This window comes from Streptomyces sp. NPDC052079, from assembly GCF_040680275.1.
In the GTDB taxonomy this organism is placed as follows: Bacteria; Actinomycetota; Actinomycetes; order Streptomycetales; family Streptomycetaceae; genus Streptomyces.
This window is the reverse complement of record NZ_JBFAWL010000001.1, coordinates 135,771-152,905: the sequence shown is the minus strand read 5'-3', so window position 1 is coordinate 152,905 and position 17,135 is coordinate 135,771. Positions and strand designations below refer to the sequence as shown.

At 69.5% G+C, this 17,135-nt stretch carries 12 protein-coding genes; 6 read left to right on the top strand and 6 right to left on the bottom strand.

Annotated features, from left to right (window positions below):
* Window positions 1-179: 179 nt before the first annotated feature.
* The 4 genes from tuf to rpsL form a co-directional block, all read right to left on the bottom strand.
* Window positions 180-1,373, bottom strand: a complete 1,194-nt coding sequence (tuf, locus tag AB0L56_RS00740) for an elongation factor Tu (RefSeq protein WP_361031330.1) — start codon at window positions 1,371-1,373, stop codon at window positions 180-182.
* Between the two features lie 170 nt (window positions 1,374-1,543).
* Window positions 1,544-3,670 (bottom strand): elongation factor G, encoded by a 2,127-nt coding sequence (gene fusA, locus AB0L56_RS00735; RefSeq protein ID WP_361031327.1) that lies wholly within the window; start codon window positions 3,668-3,670, stop codon window positions 1,544-1,546.
* Between the two features lie 39 nt (window positions 3,671-3,709).
* Complete coding sequence (gene rpsG, locus AB0L56_RS00730; protein WP_003998848.1) at window positions 3,710-4,180, bottom strand: 30S ribosomal protein S7; 471 nt, start codon at window positions 4,178-4,180, stop codon at window positions 3,710-3,712.
* Window positions 4,181-4,182: 2 nt separating this feature from the next.
* Window positions 4,183-4,554 carry a 30S ribosomal protein S12 gene (gene rpsL, locus AB0L56_RS00725; protein ID WP_003948652.1) on the bottom strand — a complete coding sequence of 124 codons (372 nt, stop codon included), beginning with the start codon at window positions 4,552-4,554 and terminating at the stop codon, window positions 4,183-4,185.
* A gap of 434 nt (window positions 4,555-4,988) precedes the next feature.
* On the opposite strand from rpsL, the gene AB0L56_RS00720 reads away from it, so the two are divergent.
* The 6 genes from AB0L56_RS00720 to AB0L56_RS00695 all read left to right on the top strand — a co-directional run bounded on the left by AB0L56_RS00720 (window position 4,989) and on the right by AB0L56_RS00695 (window position 12,339).
* Window positions 4,989-5,729, top strand: coding sequence for a Crp/Fnr family transcriptional regulator (locus AB0L56_RS00720; RefSeq protein ID WP_365417443.1), 741 nt, complete (start codon window positions 4,989-4,991; stop codon window positions 5,727-5,729).
* Window positions 5,730-6,046: 317 nt separating this feature from the next.
* Window positions 6,047-6,925: a hypothetical protein gene (locus tag AB0L56_RS00715; protein WP_365417440.1), complete on the top strand. Its 879-nt coding sequence runs from the start codon at window positions 6,047-6,049 to the stop codon at window positions 6,923-6,925.
* Complete coding sequence (locus AB0L56_RS00710; RefSeq protein WP_365417437.1) at window positions 6,922-9,138, top strand: hypothetical protein; 2,217 nt, start codon at window positions 6,922-6,924, stop codon at window positions 9,136-9,138. The genes AB0L56_RS00715 and AB0L56_RS00710 overlap by 4 nt, the downstream gene beginning before the upstream one ends.
* A 13-nt stretch (window positions 9,139-9,151) precedes the next feature.
* The gene (locus AB0L56_RS00705) at window positions 9,152-10,501 is read left to right on the top strand and encodes a hypothetical protein (protein ID WP_365417434.1); all 1,350 of its coding nucleotides are present in this window, start codon (window positions 9,152-9,154) and stop codon (window positions 10,499-10,501) included.
* 71 nt (window positions 10,502-10,572) lie between these two features.
* Window positions 10,573-11,049 carry a Pycsar system effector family protein gene (locus AB0L56_RS00700; RefSeq protein ID WP_365418794.1) on the top strand — a complete coding sequence of 159 codons (477 nt, stop codon included), beginning with the start codon at window positions 10,573-10,575 and terminating at the stop codon, window positions 11,047-11,049.
* A 42-nt stretch (window positions 11,050-11,091) separates the two neighbouring features.
* Window positions 11,092-12,339: a M48 family metalloprotease gene (locus AB0L56_RS00695; RefSeq protein WP_365417431.1), complete on the top strand. Its 1,248-nt coding sequence runs from the start codon at window positions 11,092-11,094 to the stop codon at window positions 12,337-12,339.
* A 35-nt stretch (window positions 12,340-12,374) separates the two neighbouring features.
* On the opposite strand, the gene AB0L56_RS00690 is transcribed toward AB0L56_RS00695, so the two are convergent.
* Both AB0L56_RS00690 and AB0L56_RS00685 read right to left on the bottom strand, forming a co-directional pair.
* Complete coding sequence (locus tag AB0L56_RS00690) at window positions 12,375-12,905, bottom strand: DUF1707 and DUF4190 domain-containing protein (protein ID WP_365417428.1); 531 nt, start codon at window positions 12,903-12,905, stop codon at window positions 12,375-12,377.
* Window positions 12,906-13,064: 159 nt separating this feature from the next.
* Window positions 13,065-16,964 carry a DNA-directed RNA polymerase subunit beta' gene (locus tag AB0L56_RS00685; RefSeq protein WP_365417426.1) on the bottom strand — a complete coding sequence of 1,300 codons (3,900 nt, stop codon included), beginning with the start codon at window positions 16,962-16,964 and terminating at the stop codon, window positions 13,065-13,067.
* Window positions 16,965-17,135: the final 171 nt, after the last annotated feature.

Below are 17,135 nucleotides of genomic sequence, written 5' to 3'. Positions count from 1 at the left end.
TATGGGGGTGATCGCATACTCTGCTCGCATATGCGGCATCGATCATGCGATCGAGCGATCCGCATGGCGGCAGGTTGACGGCTTCAGCGCCTCAGCCAAGCGAAAGGGCCCGCACGACCGAAGTCGTGCGGGCCCTCTCAGGTGCTCGCAGCAGGAGCTACCAGGTCAGATCAGCAAGCTCACTTGTTGATCTTGGTGACCTGGCCGGCGCCCACGGTCCGGCCACCCTCACGGATGGCGAACTTGAGGCCCTCCTCCATGGCGACGGGCTGGATGAGCTCCACCTTCATCTCGGTGTTGTCACCCGGCATGACCATCTCGGTGCCCTCGGGGAGGGTCACGACGCCGGTCACGTCCGTCGTACGGAAGTAGAACTGCGGGCGGTAGTTGTTGAAGAACGGGGTGTGGCGGCCACCCTCGTCCTTCGACAGGATGTAGGCCTGGGCCTCGAACTCGGTGTGCGGGGTGACCGAGCCCGGCTTGATGATGACCTGGCCGCGCTCGACGTCCTCGCGCTTGATGCCGCGGAGCAGCAGACCGACGTTCTCACCGGCCTGGCCCTCGTCGAGCAGCTTGCGGAACATCTCGATGCCGGTGACCGTGGTGGTGGTCTTCTCCGGCTTGATGCCGATGATGTCGACGGTCTCGTTGACCTTGAGGATACCGCGCTCGATACGACCGGTGACGACGGTGCCACGACCGGTGATCGTGAAGACGTCCTCGATCGGCATCAGGAACGGCTTGTCGACGTCGCGCTCGGGCTCCGGGATGGACTCGTCCACGGCCTTCATCAGCTCGAGGACCGAGTTGCCCCACTCCTTGTCGCCCTCGAGGGCCTTCAGAGCGGAGACCTTGACGACCGGAACGTCGTCGCCCGGGAACTCGTACTCGGAGAGGAGCTCACGCACCTCGAGCTCGACGAGCTCCAGGATCTCCTCGTCGTCCACCATGTCGGCCTTGTTCAGGGCGACGACGATGTAGGGAACGCCGACCTGGCGGGCCAGGAGCACGTGCTCCTTGGTCTGCGGCATCGGGCCGTCGGTGGCGGCGACCACGAGGATGGCGCCGTCCATCTGCGCCGCACCCGTGATCATGTTCTTGATGTAGTCCGCGTGACCGGGGCAGTCGACGTGGGCGTAGTGACGCGTCTCGGTCTGGTACTCGACGTGCGCGATGGAGATGGTGATACCGCGCTGGCGCTCCTCGGGAGCCTTGTCGATCTGGTCGAAGGCCGAGGCCTCGTTCAGGTCCGGGTACGCGTCGTGCAGCACCTTGGTAATGGCGGCCGTGAGGGTCGTCTTACCGTGGTCGATGTGACCGATGGTGCCGATGTTGACGTGCGGCTTAGTCCGCTCGAACTTCGCCTTCGCCACTGGGGTCCTCCTGTGGAGTGGTTCTGTACGCCTTACTTCATCGGCGCCAGGTGATCTTTGCTGGGAAACCCGGGCCCGGGGCATTCCGCCGGGTTGGTGACGGAATGCCCACTTGCAGGCTCCGGGGTCAAGCCTAAAGCGTGTGAACGGGGTCCGTTAAACGGAGTCCGTTACTCGCCCTTGGCCTTCGCGATGATCTCCTCGGCGACGTTCCGCGGAACCTCGGCGTAGGAGTCGAACTGCATGGAGTAGCTGGCACGGCCGGACGTCTTGCTGCGCAGGTCGCCGACGTAGCCGAACATCTCCGAGAGGGGCACGAGACCCTTCACGACGCGGGCACCAGCCCGCTCCTCCATGGCCTGGATCTGGCCACGGCGGGAGTTGATGTCGCCGATGACCTCACCCATGTAGTCCTCGGGCGTGGTGACCTCGACGGCCATCATCGGCTCCAGGAGCACGGGCGAAGCCTTGCGCGCGGCCTCCTTGAAGGCCTGCGAACCGGCGATCTTGAACGCGAGCTCGGAGGAGTCGACCTCGTGGTAGCCGCCGTCGAGGAGCGTAACGCGGACGCCCGTCATCTCGTAGCCGGCCAGGATGCCGAACTGCATGGCCTCCTGGGCACCGGCGTCCACCGAAGGGATGTACTCCTTCGGGATACGGCCACCGGTCACCTTGTTCACGAACTCGTACGAGGCGTCGCCGCCCTCGATCGGCTCGATCGCGATCTGCACCTTGGCGAACTGACCGGTACCACCGGTCTGCTTCTTGTGGGTGTAGTCCACGCGCTCGACGGTCTTGCGGATCGTCTCACGGTAGGCGACCTGCGGCTTACCGACGTTGGCCTCGACCTTGAACTCACGGCGCATACGGTCGACCAGCACCTCGAGGTGCAGCTCGCCCATACCGCCGATGATGGTCTGACCGGTCTCCTCGTCCGAGTGGACCTGGAACGACGGGTCCTCCTCGGCCAGGCGCTGGATCGCGACGCCGAGCTTCTCCTGGTCGCCCTTCGACTTGGGCTCGATGGCGACCTGGATGACCGGCGCCGGGAAGTCCATGGACTCCAGGATGACCGGGCTCTTGTCGTCGGACAGCGTCTCACCGGTGGTGGTCTGCTTCAGACCCATGACGGCGACGATGTCACCGGCGCCCACCGACTCGATCTCCTCACGCTTGTTGGCGTGCATGCGGTAGATCTTGCCGATGCGCTCCTTCTTGCCCTTCACGGAGTTCAGCACCTGGGTGCCGGACTCCAGACGGCCGGAGTACACGCGGACGAAGGTGAGCTTGCCGAGGTGCGGGTCGCTCATGATCTTGAACGCCAGCGCGGCGAGGGGCTCCTCCTCCGACGGCTTGCGCGCGACGACCTTCTCCGCGTCCTTCGGGTCGTGGCCTTCGATGGCCTCGACGTCGAGCGGGGAGGGCAGGTAACGCACGACCGCGTCGAGCAGGGGCTGAACGCCCTTGTTCTTGAACGCGGTGCCGCAGAAGACGGGGGTGACGGTGGTGCTGTCGCTCTTGCCCGACGCGATGGTGATACGGCGGATCGCCGCGTACAGCTGCTCCACGGAGGGCTCGGTGCCCTCCAGGTACAGCTCCATCAGCTCCTCGTCGTTCTCGGCGACGGCCTCGAGCAGCTTGCCGCGGTACTCCTCGGCAGCCTCGGTGTGCGTGGCCGGGATGTCGACGATGTCGTACATCTCGCCCTTGGCCGCCTCGGCGGACCACACGAAGGCCTTCATCGTCACCAGGTCGACGACGCCCTTGAAGTCGGCCTCGGCACCGATCGGCAGCTGCATGACCAGCGGCTGTGCACCGAGGCGGTCGCTGATCATGTCGACGCAGCGGTGGAACTCGGCACCGGTGCGGTCGAGCTTGTTGACGAAGCAGATACGCGGAACGCCGTAGCGGTCCGCCTGACGCCACACGGTCTCGGACTGGGGCTCGACGCCGGCGACGCCGTCGAACACCGTCACGGCACCGTCGAGTACGCGCAGGGAACGCTCCACCTCGACGGTGAAGTCGACGTGGCCCGGCGTGTCGATGATGTTGATGGTGTGGTCGACGTCTTCCAGCGGCCAGTGGCAGGTGGTGGCAGCAGAGGTGATCGTGATGCCACGCTCCTGCTCCTGCTCCATCCAGTCCATGGTGGCAGCGCCGTCGTGGACCTCACCGATCTTGTACGAAACGCCGGTGTAGAACAGGATCCGCTCGGTGGTGGTCGTCTTGCCCGCGTCGATGTGGGCCATGATCCCGATGTTGCGGACCCTGGCCAGGTCAAGCGAAGTGGTAGCCATAAGGCTTCAGTCTTCTCTCGGTCTCGATGTGGACTGCGACTACCAGCGGTAGTGCGCGAAGGCCTTGTTGGACTCGGCCATCTTGTGCGTGTCCTCGCGCTTCTTCACAGCGGCACCGAGGCCGTTGCTGGCGTCGAGGAGCTCGTTGAGCAGACGCTCGGTCATGGTCTTCTCGCGACGGGCGCGGGAGTAACCGACCAGCCAGCGCAGCGCCAGGGTGTTGGCGCGGCCGGGCTTGACCTCGACCGGCACCTGGTAGGTGGCGCCACCGACACGGCGGGACTTGACCTCGAGGGTCGGCTTGATGTTCTCGAGAGCGCGCTTCAGCGTGATGACCGGGTCGTTGCCGGTCTTCTCGCGCAGGCCCTCCATGGCGCCGTAGACGATGCGCTCGGCGGTGGAGCGCTTGCCGTTCAGCAGCACCTTGTTGATCAGGGAGGTCACCAGAGGAGAACCGTAGACCGGGTCGATGATGACCGGGCGCTTCGGGGCGGGGCCCTTACGAGGCATTCTTACTTCTCCTTCTTGGCGCCGTAACGGCTGCGAGCCTGCTTGCGGTTCTTGACACCCTGGGTGTCGAGCGAGCCACGGATGATCTTGTAGCGAACACCCGGCAGGTCCTTCACACGGCCGCCGCGCACGAGCACGATGGAGTGCTCCTGCAGGTTGTGTCCCTCACCCGGAATGTAGGCCGTGACCTCGATCCCGCTGGTCAGACGCACACGCGCGACCTTACGCAGGGCCGAGTTCGGCTTCTTCGGGGTGGTCGTGAACACACGCGTGCAGACGCCACGGCGCTGAGGGGAACCCTCGAGTGCGGGCGTCTTGTTCTTCTCGACCTTGTCCTGCCGGCCCTTACGGACCAGCTGCTGGATCGTAGGCACTACTTCTCCGGTTTCTGTGTGCCGATGGGTACAGCTAACCTGGAACATCGCCGACCCACGCGGTCGGGTGTGTCGAATCCGGCGGACTCCCACCGCAAGGCAGAAGAAGGCGCTGAATTGCGGTGGCCGTTTCTCAGCCCCCGGTGCGGTGTGATGGCACGCACGAGGGCCAGGGCACACCCCAGGCACAAGGTCTGAGCGTACCTAGCTCACGGACTCCGGTCAAAACAAATGGAGCGCGGCCCGACACGCCGGACTTCTCCCCCTTCGCCCCGCCGGTCCCGCGAACCCCACCGTACGGGCTCCCTGGCCGTCCGTAGCCGCTCCCCGGCCGATCCGTGGCCGATATCCCATGTTGGCCGGATCACGCCCTTTACACATGCGGCGGTCAGTACTTTGATCCGTCCGCCGCAGACGAACGGGGGTTCAGCCTGATGACATCGGCGTCGCACGGCACGGACGACGGCAATCTGGAGGACCGGGTGCCGTTCCTGGCCCGCCTGGAGAGCCAGGAACGGACCGCGCTGCTCGCGCTCGGCCGCGAGCTGCGGTTCGCTCCCCGGGTCGTCCTGCTGCACCAGCGCGAGCCCTCTTCCCACGTCCTGTTCCTGGTGCAGGGCTGGACCAAGGTCACCGCCGCGGCGGCCAACGGCTACGAGGCGCTGCTCGCCCTGCGCGGCGCCGGGGACGTCGTCGGCGAGTCGGCGGCGCTGACCGGGCGCCCGCGCTCGGCGACGGTGACCGCGCTGGAGCCGGTGCGGGCGGTGGCCGTGGAGCACGGGCGTTTCAAGGACTTCCTGGGCCACTCCCCCGCGGTGTCCTTCGCCCTTCTCGGCCTCACGGCGGACCGCACCCGGGCGGCCGACCGGCGGCGCCTGGAGTTCGCGTCGATGAGCGTCCGCCAGCGCTTCGCGGTGCTCCTGCTGGATCTGGCCCGCAGCCACGGCCGCCGCACCGCCGAGGGCATCGAGCTCGCCGTTCCGCTCAGCAAGCAGGAGCTCGCGGGTTCGGTCGGCGCGTCGCGGGAGATGGTCCAGCGTCTGCTGCGCGAACTGCGCGAGAAGGAGGCCGTCTCGACCGGCCGCCGCACCCTGCTGATCCTCCGCCCCGGCATCCTCCGCAGAATCGCCGCCACGGACCAGCCGACCACCGGCATCCCGTCCCCACGGGCTTAGGGCGGCGAATCATGCCGGGGACGCGGGGTCTGAATACCCCATCTACGGCGTTGTCGTCGGTCGCCGACTCCCTCCTCCGCCTTGCAGCTGGACGCACCAGACCCCGCTCGCCTGGATTGCGCGGCGCCGCCCCTTTCCCCGACTTCATCCGCCGGACAGGCCCACGCTGCGGGCAGTCGCCCCGCGCAGCACCAGCACCAGCACCGCGCTCTGTGCACACGTTCACACTTCCAATGGGTCATACGCCCTCACACCCCACCCCCCGCTCCCGCCACTCTGCTGCCTGCACGGCCACCCCACTGCCTCGAAGGGCGACCATGACCGACCCCGTGAGCCGCACGATCCTGTTGCTGGACATCGAGAGGTTCAGCGACCGGGACGACGTGGAGCAGGCGTATCTGCGGCGCATGCTCTACGACGTCACCGACCGCGCGCTGGAGACCGCCGGCATCGACGAGACCCTGCGCATGCGGGCCGACCGCGGCGACTCCGTGATGGAGCTGATCGACGCCAACGCCCCGGTCACGGCGCTGCTGCGGGCCCTGCTCACCGGGGTGCCCGCGCAGTTGCGGGCCGTCAACCGGATGGCGTCCCGCTCCGCGCAGATCCGGCTCCGCGGTGTCGTCGCCGCCGGATACGTGGCCGTCGACCGCCACGACGGCTGGGTCGGCTCCGACCTGAACCACGCCTGCCGCCTGCTGGACGCCGCCCTGCTGCGCGCGGCCCTGCGCGAACGCGCCGACGACTTCGCCCTGTGCGTCTCGGACTCCGTCTACACCGGTGTCGTACGGCACGACCACGCGGGGGTCCCGGCCGCCGAGTTCCACCGCGTGACGGTGGACAGCAAGAACGGCCCGCTGGCGGCGTGGCTGCACGGCCCCGTACCGGCAGGCTCGCCCGACCGGAGCGGGGATTCCCAGGACCGCGGTGACCGGGGGGCGGGGGAGGCGCCGGGCGGGTCGGGGGACCGCCCGGCGCCGGCCGCGTCCGCATCGGAGGACGGTCCTCACCAGAGCCGCCCGGCGCCGGCCGGACATCGGGGAGCCCCGGCGCCGGGCCCGGTCCTGGACATCAGCGGCGGCACGGTGAGCTTCGGCGGCGGTTACGTCGCCGGCGACCAGCACGGCGTCTCCGGCGGCCGGGTCACCGGCGACGTCGTCCTGGGCAGCAAGACGGAGCGGGGCGAGCGGCCGTGAGCGGACAGGAACCCCCGGCCGGCGGCGGCCCCGAAGCCGCTTCCCCGCCGGGCGAGACCGCCCCCGACGAGGCTCCCGTTGACGGCTCCGCCGAGGAGTCCGGCGAACGCGACCAGCCGCAGAACGCGTGGTCGGCCCGGCGTGACCTGGTGGACCACAGCCCGCGCACCATGAAGGTCGGCACGCACTCCCGGTTCGGGGGCGGCTACACCGAAGGCGACCAGCACGGCGTCTCCGGCGGCCGGGTCACCGGCGACGTGGTCATGGGCACCAAGACGGTCCACCACTGGTCGTTCCCGGGGCTGTCCACGGCCGCCTCCGCCTCCGGCGAGATCCCGCGCGGCACCCTGGAACGGCTCGCCGCCTCCTTCGTCACCGCCGGCGACATGTTCGACGACCTCGTGGAGCGGCTGCGCCGCGACCGCGTCCTGGTGCTGTCCGGCGCCCGCTTCACCGGCCGCCGCACGGCCGCCCTGATGCTGCTGCACCGGCTCGGCGCCGACCCCGTGGTCGCCCTCGACCGTGAGACCGGCCCCGGCTCCCTCGCCGACCGCTTCACCGCACGCGACGACACGGCCGGCGGCACGGACACCGCGCGCGGCTACGTGCTGTGCGACCTGGAGACCCGCCGCGGCAACGCCCTGCGCGAGACCCATCTGCTCGGCGCCGCCGACCGGCTCGCCGAGCAGAACGCCTACGCGGTGATCACCGTCGGCCCCACCGCCGTCCTGGAGGACGACGTGTCCGCCGCCGACTGGCGGCCGCCCGCGGCCGAGGACGTACTGGCCGCACATCTGCGCACCCGCACCACCGAGGAGACCGTCGCACGCCTGCTGGGCCTCCCGGACGTCAAGGAGTTCCTGCACCACGGCCACCAGTTGCGCGAGGTCGCCGCGTTCGCCCAGCTCCTCGGCCGGTACGCCGCGGGGGAGGTCACCGAACAGGCGGTCGCCGACTTCTCGCTCGTATCGCTGGAGAGCCAGGTCCAGGAGTGGTTCGAGGAGGACGAGGGCGCCGTCCACCTGCGCGACAAGGCGTTCCTCATCGCGCTCGCCGCCTTCGACGACGGGCCGTACGCGCTCACCGCCGAACTCAGCGACCTGCTCTACGGCTTCCTCCAGCAGACCGAGAACCGGTCCCGCGTCCCCGAGATCCCCGTCTTCGGCACCCACATCGGTAAGCGCCTCCAGCTCGCCCGCGCCCGCCGCTACCAGGACGAGGAGCACACCGAGTGGGGCCCGGTCACCCAGACGAAGGCCGCGTTCCACGACGAGCGGGCCTCCCTGGTGCTGCTGCGGGAAGTGTGGACGGGCCACCCGTCGGCCCGGCCCGCGCTGATCGCCTGGCTGCGCCACCTCGCCGACGACGGCCGGCCCCTCGTACGCACCCGCGCCGCGTCCACCGTCGCCGTCCTCGCCCGCACCGACCTGCCCTCGGCGATGGCGCTGGTCATCGAGCCGTGGGCGACGTCGAACCGGTTCCGCCACCGGCTCGTCGCCGTCAACTCGCTCACCCTCGCCCACCACATCGGCACACCCAACATCCCGCGCATCCTCGACGCCTGGTCCACCGCCGGGGACCGCCGGCTGCGCTGGGTGGCCGTCCGGGCGTACGCGCTGATCGGGCCGGAACGGCCGGCGCAGGCGCTCGCCGCGCTGCGCGACGCCGCCCGCGAGCTGTACAAGCGCTTCGGCGACCCGGACGACTTCGACGTGGAGATGGCGCGGGAACTGGCCGAGGCCGTGGAGCTGTTGCTGCTCTCCCCCGCATCCTCCGAGGTGCTCGACGACCTGCTCGGCCACCTCGACGACGAGCGGGCCGTGCGCGACCTGTCGCTCGGCGGCTTCGTCAACGCCTGCCGCCAGACCGAGGACGACCAGCGGTACGGCACCCCGCTGGTCCTCCAGTGGTACGCCGACGCCGCCACCGCCGGCGACCGGACCGTGGCCGAGGGCATCGCGCGCCTGTGGCGAGTAGCCCTCGGCGATCCCGCATGCACCCGGCTCGCGCTCGACTCGCTGCGTGACTGGGTGCTCGCCGCGAGCCGCTCCACGACCACCGAATGGGCCCTCGCCGCGCTGCTGCCGAGGCTCGTCACCACCCCGACCGAGTACCAGCGGCTGAGCCATCTGCTGCGCACCATGCCCGGCGAGGACGGCAACCCCCCGCCGGAGGTGGCCGCCCGTCTGCTGAGCACGCTCCCACCTAGCTGACGAAAGACGCCCCATGCCTTCCTTCCACCGCCCGCCCGAGTGGCAGCAGTCCGCCGACCGGCATACGCGGCTGATCGACCCGGTGCTCACCGTGCGGCAACTCTCCCGCTTCGAGCTGTCCCTGAAGCACGTGGTCCGCATCGACCACGCGCTGGTCTTCTCCACCCCGAAGGGCGGGTACGAGGCCTATCCCCCGCCGACCCGGCCGAGCCGCAGCGAGATCGCGGCCCGCCGGTACACGGCGGTGTACGAGGTGGACATGGGTGTCCATCCCTTCACCGACACCCTCACCCTGCCGAGCGACAACGACGCGTTCGAGTTCACGGCCGAGGTGGACGTCTCCTGGCAGGTGCTGGACGCGGCACGGTTCGTGGCGAGCGGAATCAGGGACGTGCCCGCGCTGCTCATCGGCGAGTTGCAGCAGGCGGCCCGGCCGGTCACCCGCGGCTTCGCCGTCGCCGACAGCGGCGCGGCCGAGCGGGAGCTGCTGCGGGCGGTCATGCTCGTCGGACCGCTCGGCGCGACGGCAGGGCTCCAGGTCACCTGGACGCTGCGACTGCGCCGCGACCAGGCGAACATCGACCACCAGCAGCGACTCCAGGCGATCGACCACTCCGCGGCCGAGCAGATCCGCACGGCACAGCAGGGCATGCAGGTCGACGTCGAGATGGACCAGCGCCACCGGCAGCAGGACCAGCTGCAGCTCCAACGGGCCATGGAGTACGGGCGACGGCAGCAGGAACTGGCCCTGCAGCAGCAGCGCTGGCAGCACGAGCAGGCTTTGCTGAAGGGGCAGCAACTGCTGGAGCTTCAGCAGATCGAGGCCCGGAAGATCGAGTTCTACGAGTGGCATCTGTCGCAGGGCGGTGTGCGGTCCTGGGCGCTCCACCTCGCCCAGCACCCGGAGGACTCGCACCTGGTGATGAGCAGCATGCGTGAGGACCAACTCCGCATGATCCAGGCACAGATGGAACTGGTGAAGGAACTGCTGGGGAGCGAGGGCGCGGAGAAGTTCGAGCTGGAGGGCCCCAAGGAACTGGCGTTGCGCACCGTCAGCGACATCCTCAACCAGCGCCTCCCGGGCGTTCCCCAGAACCCGCCCCTGCTTCCCCCGGCGGACCACCCCGGCCCCGCCCCGGCTCCGGGCGCGGGCACGGGTGCCCCGACCCCACCGGGCGCACCGCCGACGGCCCCGCCGTACACCCCCGCGCCCCCCGCGCCCGCGTGGCAGCCGCCGCCCGGGTACGGCACGACGCCCACCGCGCCGGGGCATCCCGCACCGACCGCCCCGCCCGCCGACAGTCACTCAGGGCAGCCGGAGGGCGCCGCGGAGGGCGACACCGGTGAGGGGGAGGGCCGGTGACAGCCGACCCGGTGCCCGCCCCGACGACGGCGGCCGCGGACACCCCCGACCCCGCTGCGGCCCGTACGCAGCTGTGCGAGCGGCTGCTGGCGGACCTGCGCACCGAGATCGCCCGCGCCGACAGCAAGGCAGCCGTCCTGGTCGCCGCCCTCGGCATCACCGCGGGTGTGTTCAGCGGACTGCTTGCCGGACGGGACTGGTCGCCGGACGCCCTGTCGACGACCGGCGCGGCGGTGTGGTGGGCCGGGACCTTCTCCCTCGCCCTCTCCCTGTTCGCGCTGCTGCTGGCCGTACTGCCCCGCTATCGCAGCGGGGCGTGGGTCCTCGGGCAACCGCTGTCGTACTTCGGGGACATCCAACGGGCCGTCAAGGCGGGCCGCCTGGACACCGCGCTCGCCGACACGGAGGCCGATCCGGTGGCCGCGCTGACGGCGGCGCTCACGGAGACGAGCCGGATCGCCTGGCGCAAGCACCAGTGGATCCGCACCGGCCTGATCGCCTTCTGCACCGGGACGCTCCTGCTGCCCGCCTCCCTGCTGATCGGCTGACCCACGGGTCGGCCACCGCTCACGTCAAGCGAAGGAAGCACCATGACCCAGCCCCCGCCGACCCCGCCGGACTACCCCGAGCCGACCGGCCGGCCCCACCAGCCGGGGGCGGCGCAGGTCCCGCCGCAGTACCCGCCGCCGCCGTATCCCGGGCAGCCCGCACCGCAGACCCCGCCCGGGCCCCTGTTCGCCGTCCCCCCGCAGTACCCGCAGGCACCCCAGTACCCGACACCGGGGGCCCAGCAGTACCCGCCACAGCCCACACCCCAGCCCCAGATCCCTCCGCAGGCGCCGCAGTACCCGCAGCCCACTCCGCCCCCGGCGCCCGACTCCCCGCTGCACCCGCACCACATCAGCACCGACCGAGGCCGGACCCACGTCTCCGCCCATCAGCGCCGCACCGACGCCACCGCCTTCGGCAATCTGCTGCTCTACCTGCCGAACTTCCTGTGCAGTCTGGTCGTCATGGGCATGGTCTCGCTGCTCTTCGGAGGTCTCGGCATCCTGGTCCTCCTCGCCTGGCTCGCCAGCGGCGCACTCGTGTTCCACCGCCCGACCGAAAGCGCCCTCGCGCGCCATCTGCTCCGTCTGCGCTACCCCACGCCGCAGGAAAGAGCCAAAATCGAGCCGGTCTGGCGCACGGTGACCGCTCGCGCGGGCGTCGAGGGCCGGAACTACGAGCTGTGGGTCGAGGACAGCGACAGCCTCAACGCGGTCGCCGCGGCCGGACACATCGTCGGCGTCACCCGGTTCGCCATGAACCAGCTGCCCAACGGCGAGTTGGCCGCCGTCATGGCCCACGAGCTGGGCCACCACGTCGGCGGTCACGCCTGGTCCGGGCTGCTCGGCTACTGGTACGCGCTGCCCGGCCGGATCGCCTGGCGGGTGCTGCGCGCGGTCACCGGGTTCATGTTCCGGGTGTCTCGGGTGTTCTCCTGCTTCGGCGTCCTGTTCTTCGGCGTGTTCGCCGGCGCCATCGCGCTCGCCACGATCAGCACCCTGTACGGTCTGCCGCTGCTGATCCTCGGCATGCCCTACGCGCTCGCCGCCGTCGGACGACGCTCCGAGCTGCGCGCCGACCAGCACGCCGCCGCGCTCGGCTTCGCCCCGATGCTGGCCGCCGTACTGGAGAAGCTGCACCACCAGGAGCAGCAGCAGATCGCGGCGCTGACCGCGGCCAACGGAGGTACGCCGGTCGCCGAGACCCCGGTGAGCAAGCTGCTGTCCTCGCACCCGGACTACTACACCCGGCTGCACCACCTGCAGCCGTATCTCCAGCCGAGCCGCTGAACTCCGCGCCCGAGCCCGTGGGCGCGTCGGCGCGGTCAGGAGGAACCCGCCAGCACGGCCAGCAGGGCGACCAGGCTCAGGAACACCGCCCAGCCGGCGACCGACAGCCAGCCGAGCACCAGCCCCGTGAGGGCGAAGCCGTCACCGCCCTCGCCGGTGCGGCGTATCTCCGACTGCGCGACATGGCCGAGGATCACGGCCGGAAGCCCGGTGAGCCCACCGGTGGCCACGCACAGGACGCCGCAGACCATCGAGGCGATCGCCTTGCCGTTGGTCCTCGGGTGCGGCCGGGGCACGAAGGTCGCCGGGACCGGCCCGGCGGCCGCCACCGGCTGCGGCACAGGGCCCTGCGGCAGATCGGCGACCAGCAGCGACAGCTCCGCCACGGTGCGGGCCGAGTAGGCCCGGGCGACGCGCTTCTCGAACTCGGGGTGGTCCAGCCTGCCCTCGCCGTACCCGGCCCGCAGGACGTCCACCGCGCGCTCACGGTCGGCGTGCGAGGCCAGCATCGACGGACCGCCGGGGCCCTGCAACGGGTTGCCCTGCCACGGAGTCGGGTACGACACGGCTGCCTCCCGGGGGCGGGACAGATGTCCCTATGTGCTGTTTCACCCACTTGAACGCACCGTACCGGGAGATTGGTTCCACCGACCCTCCCATGTCCCGGCATGCCGAAGGGCGGCCACCCCGTACGGAGTGACCGCCCTTCGGGTCAAGCGACCCGCTTACTGGTTGTAAGGACCGTAGTCGTAGTCCTCCAGCGGAACGGCCTGGCCGGAGCCGGTGCCGAACGGCGAGTAGTCGATGTCGTCGTAGCCGACGGCCGAGTACATCGCGGCCTTGGCCTCCTCGGTCGGCTCGACCCGGATGTTGCGGTAGCGGGACAGCCCCGTACCGGCCGGGATGAGCTTACCGATGATGACGTTCTCCTTGAGGCCGATGAGGCTGTCGGACTTGGCGTTGATCGCCGCGTCCGTCAGGACTCGGGTCGTCTCCTGGAAGGAGGCGGCCGACAGCCAGGACTCCGTCGCCAGCGAGGCCTTGGTGATACCCATCAGCTGCGGACGGCCGGAGGCCGGGTGTCCGCCCTCCTGGACCACACGACGGTTCTCCTGCTCGAACTTCGAGCGCTCGACCAGCTCGCCGGGCAGCAGCTCGGCGTCGCCGGACTCGATGATCGTCACCCGGCGCAGCATCTGCCGGATGATGATCTCGATGTGCTTGTCGTGGATCGACACGCCCTGCGAGTTGTAGACCTTCTGGACCTCGCCGACCAGGTGGACCTGGACGGCACGCTGACCCAGGATGCGCAGCACGTCGTGCGGGTTGGTGGCACCCACGGTGAGCTGCTGGCCCACCTCGACGTGGTCGCCCTCGGAGACCAGGACCTTGGCGCGCTTCGAGATCGGGTACGCCGTCTCGTCGCTGCCGTCGTCCGGGGTGACGACGATCTTCTTCGTCTTCTCCGTCTCCTCGATCCGCACGCGGCCGGAGGCCTCGGAGATCGGGGCGACACCCTTCGGGGTACGGGCCTCGAAGAGCTCGACGACACGCGGCAGACCCTGGGTGATGTCGTCACCGGCCACACCACCGGTGTGGAAGGTACGCATCGTCAGCTGGGTGCCGGGCTCACCGATGGACTGGGCGGCGATGATGCCGACCGCCTCACCGATGTCGACCAGCTTGCCCGTGGCCAGCGAACGGCCGTAGCACATCGCGCAGGTGCCGACGGCGGACTCGCAGGTCAGGACCGAGCGGGTCTTGACCTCCTCGACGCCGCGGGAGACGAGCTCCTCGATGAGGACGTCGCCCAGGTCGGTGCCGGCCGGGGCCAGCACCTGCCCGTCGACGACGATGTCCTCGGCGAGGCAGCGCGCGTACACGGACGTCTCGACGTCGCCCTCCTTGCGGAGCACGCCCTCCGCGTCCCGGGTCGCGATCTTGAGACGCAGACCGCGGTCGGTGCCGCAGTCCTCCTCGCGGATGATGACGTCCTGGGAGACGTCGACCAGACGACGGGTGAGGTAACCCGAGTCGGCGGTACGCAGAGCGGTGTCCGCCAGACCCTTACGGGCACCGTGCGTGGAGATGAAGTACTCCAGCACGGACAGACCCTCACGGAACGACGCCTTGATCGGACGCGGGATCGTCTCGTTCTTCGCGTTCGACACCAGACCACGCATACCGGCGATCTGACGCATCTGCATCATGTTGCCTCGTGCGCCCGAGCTCACCATCATGAAGATCGGGTTGGTCTTCGGGAAGTTGTCGTTCATCGCCTCGGCGACCTCGTTGGTCGCCTTGGTCCAGATGTTGATCAGCTCCTGCGTGCGCTCGTCCTTGGTGATCAGACCGCGCTCGTACTGCTTCTGGACCTTCTCGTCCTGCGCCTCGTAGCCGCGGACGATCTCCTTCTTCGCCTCGGGAACGACGACGTCGGAGATGGCGACGGTGACACCGGAACGGGTGGCCCAGTAGAAGCCGGCCGCCTTCAGGTTGTCGAGCGTCGCCGCCACGATGACCTTCGGGTAGCGCTCGGCGAGGTCGTTGACGATCTCGGAGAGCTGCTTCTTGCCGACCTCGTAGTCGACGAACGGGTAGTCCTCGGGCAGCAGCTCGTTGAAGAGCGCACGGCCCAGGGTGGTGTTCAGCCGGAAGCTGTCACCCTGCTGCCACTCGGGCTCGCCCTCCTCGCGCGCCGGCGGGGTCCAGCCGCGCGGCGGGATGGTGCCGACCGGGAAGCGGACGTCGATCTTCGACTGGAGCGACAGCTCGCCCGCGTCGAAGGCCATGATCGCCTCGGCGACCGAGGCGAAGGAACGGCCCTCGCCCTTGAGGTCGCGCATCTCGCCGTCGGTGGTGAGGAAGAACAGACCGAGGACCATGTCCTGGGTCGGCATCGTCACCGGGCGGCCGTCGGCCGGCTTGAGGATGTTGTTCGAGGACAGCATCAGGATGCGGGCCTCGGCCTGCGCCTCCGCGGACAGCGGCAGGTGCACGGCCATCTGGTCACCGTCGAAGTCCGCGTTGAACGCGGTGCAGACGAGCGGGTGGATCTGGATGGCCTTGCCCTCGACCAGCTGCGGCTCGAAGGCCTGGATGCCGAGGCGGTGCAGCGTGGGCGCACGGTTCAGCAGCACCGGGTGCTCGGCGATGACCTCTTCGAGGACGTCGTACACCACGGTGCGGCCGCGCTCGACCATGCGCTTGGCCGACTTGATGTTCTGCGCGTGGTTCAGGTCGACCAGGCGCTTCATCACGAACGGCTTGAAGAGCTCCAGCGCCATGGCCTTCGGCAGACCGCACTGGTGCAGCTTCAGCTGCGGGCCGACGACGATCACGGAACGCGCCGAGTAGTCGACTCGCTTGCCGAGCAGGTTCTGACGGAAGCGGCCCTGCTTGCCCTTGAGCATGTCGGACAGCGACTTCAGCGGACGGTTGCCGGGGCCAGTCACCGGGCGGCCGCGACGGCCGTTGTCGAAGAGCGCGTCCACGGCCTCCTGGAGCATGCGCTTCTCGTTGTTCACGATGATCTCGGGCGCGCCGAGGTCGAGAAGCCGCTTCAGGCGGTTGTTGCGGTTGATGACACGGCGGTACAGGTCGTTCAGGTCGGAGGTCGCGAAGCGGCCACCGTCCAGCTGCACCATCGGACGCAGGTCCGGCGGGATGACCGGCACGCAGTCCAGCACCATGCCCTTGGGGCTGTTGGAGGTCTGCAGGAACGCGGAGACCACCTTGAGGCGCTTGAGCGCACGGGTCTTCTTCTGGCCCTTGCCGGTACGGATGATCTCGCGGAGCCTCTCGGCCTCCTCCTCGAGGTCGAAGGACTCCAGGCGCTTTTGCAGCGCCGCGGCACCCATCGAACCGTCGAAGTACGTGCCGAAGCGGTCGCGCAGCTCGCGGTAGAGCAGCTCGTCGCCCTCGAGGTCCTGGACCTTGAGGTTCTTGAACCGGTTCCACACCTCGTCGAGGCGGTCGATCTCGCGCTGCGCACGGTCGCGCAGCTGCTTCATCTCGCGCTCGGCGCCCTCGCGCACCTTGCGGCGCACGTCGGCCTTGGCGCCCTCGGCCTCGAGCTCGGCGAGGTCGGTCTCGAGCTTCTTGGCGCGGGCCTCGAGGTCGGCGTCCCGGCGGTTCTCGATCTGCTGGCGCTCGACGGAGACGTGGGCCTCCAGCGAGGGCAGGTCGCGGGTGCGGCGCTCCTCGTCCACGTACGTGATCATGTACGCGGCGAAGTAGATGACCTTCTCGAGGTCCTTGGGAGCCAGGTCGAGCAGGTAGCCCAGACGGCTCGGGACACCCTTGAAGTACCAGATGTGCGTGACGGGAGCGGCCAGCTCGATGTGGCCCATCCGCTCACGGCGCACCTTGGCGCGCGTGACCTCCACGCCGCAGCGCTCGCAGATGATGCCCTTGAAGCGGACGCGCTTGTACTTGCCGCAGTAGCACTCCCAGTCCCGGGTCGGACCGAAGATCTTCTCGCAGAAGAGTCCGTCCTTTTCGGGCTTGAGGGTGCGGTAGTTGATGGTCTCGGGCTTCTTGACCTCGCCGTGGCTCCACTGACGGATGTCGTCAGCGGTGGCCAGGCCGATCCGGAGCTCGTCGAAGAAGTTGACGTCGAGCACTATGCGTCAATCCCTCTCAGGGTCGTAAGTCTTGGGGTCTGATACGGGGGTCCTGGGGCGGGGGGGGGGGGGGGGGGGCCCGGCGCCCCCCCCCCCCCCCCACAAAAAAAACACAGCACTGATCGACCGGCGCGGGCACAGAGCGAGTAGCTGCGCGACCGCGCGCAACAG

Bases quoted from the DNA above. Each gene is read 5' to 3' on its own strand.
- fusA (WP_361031327.1), bottom strand. From the start codon at position 3,670: ATGGCTACCACTTCGCTTGACCTGGCCAGGGTCCGCAACATCGGGATC.
- rpsG (WP_003998848.1), bottom strand. From the start codon at position 4,180: ATGCCTCGTAAGGGCCCCGCCCCGAAGCGCCCGGTCATCATCGACCCG.
- AB0L56_RS00720 (WP_365417443.1), top strand. From the start codon at position 4,989: ATGACATCGGCGTCGCACGGCACGGACGACGGCAATCTGGAGGACCGG.
- AB0L56_RS00715 (WP_365417440.1), top strand. From the start codon at position 6,047: ATGACCGACCCCGTGAGCCGCACGATCCTGTTGCTGGACATCGAGAGG.
- AB0L56_RS00705 (WP_365417434.1), top strand. From the start codon at position 9,152: ATGCCTTCCTTCCACCGCCCGCCCGAGTGGCAGCAGTCCGCCGACCGG.
- AB0L56_RS00695 (WP_365417431.1), top strand. From the start codon at position 11,092: ATGACCCAGCCCCCGCCGACCCCGCCGGACTACCCCGAGCCGACCGGC.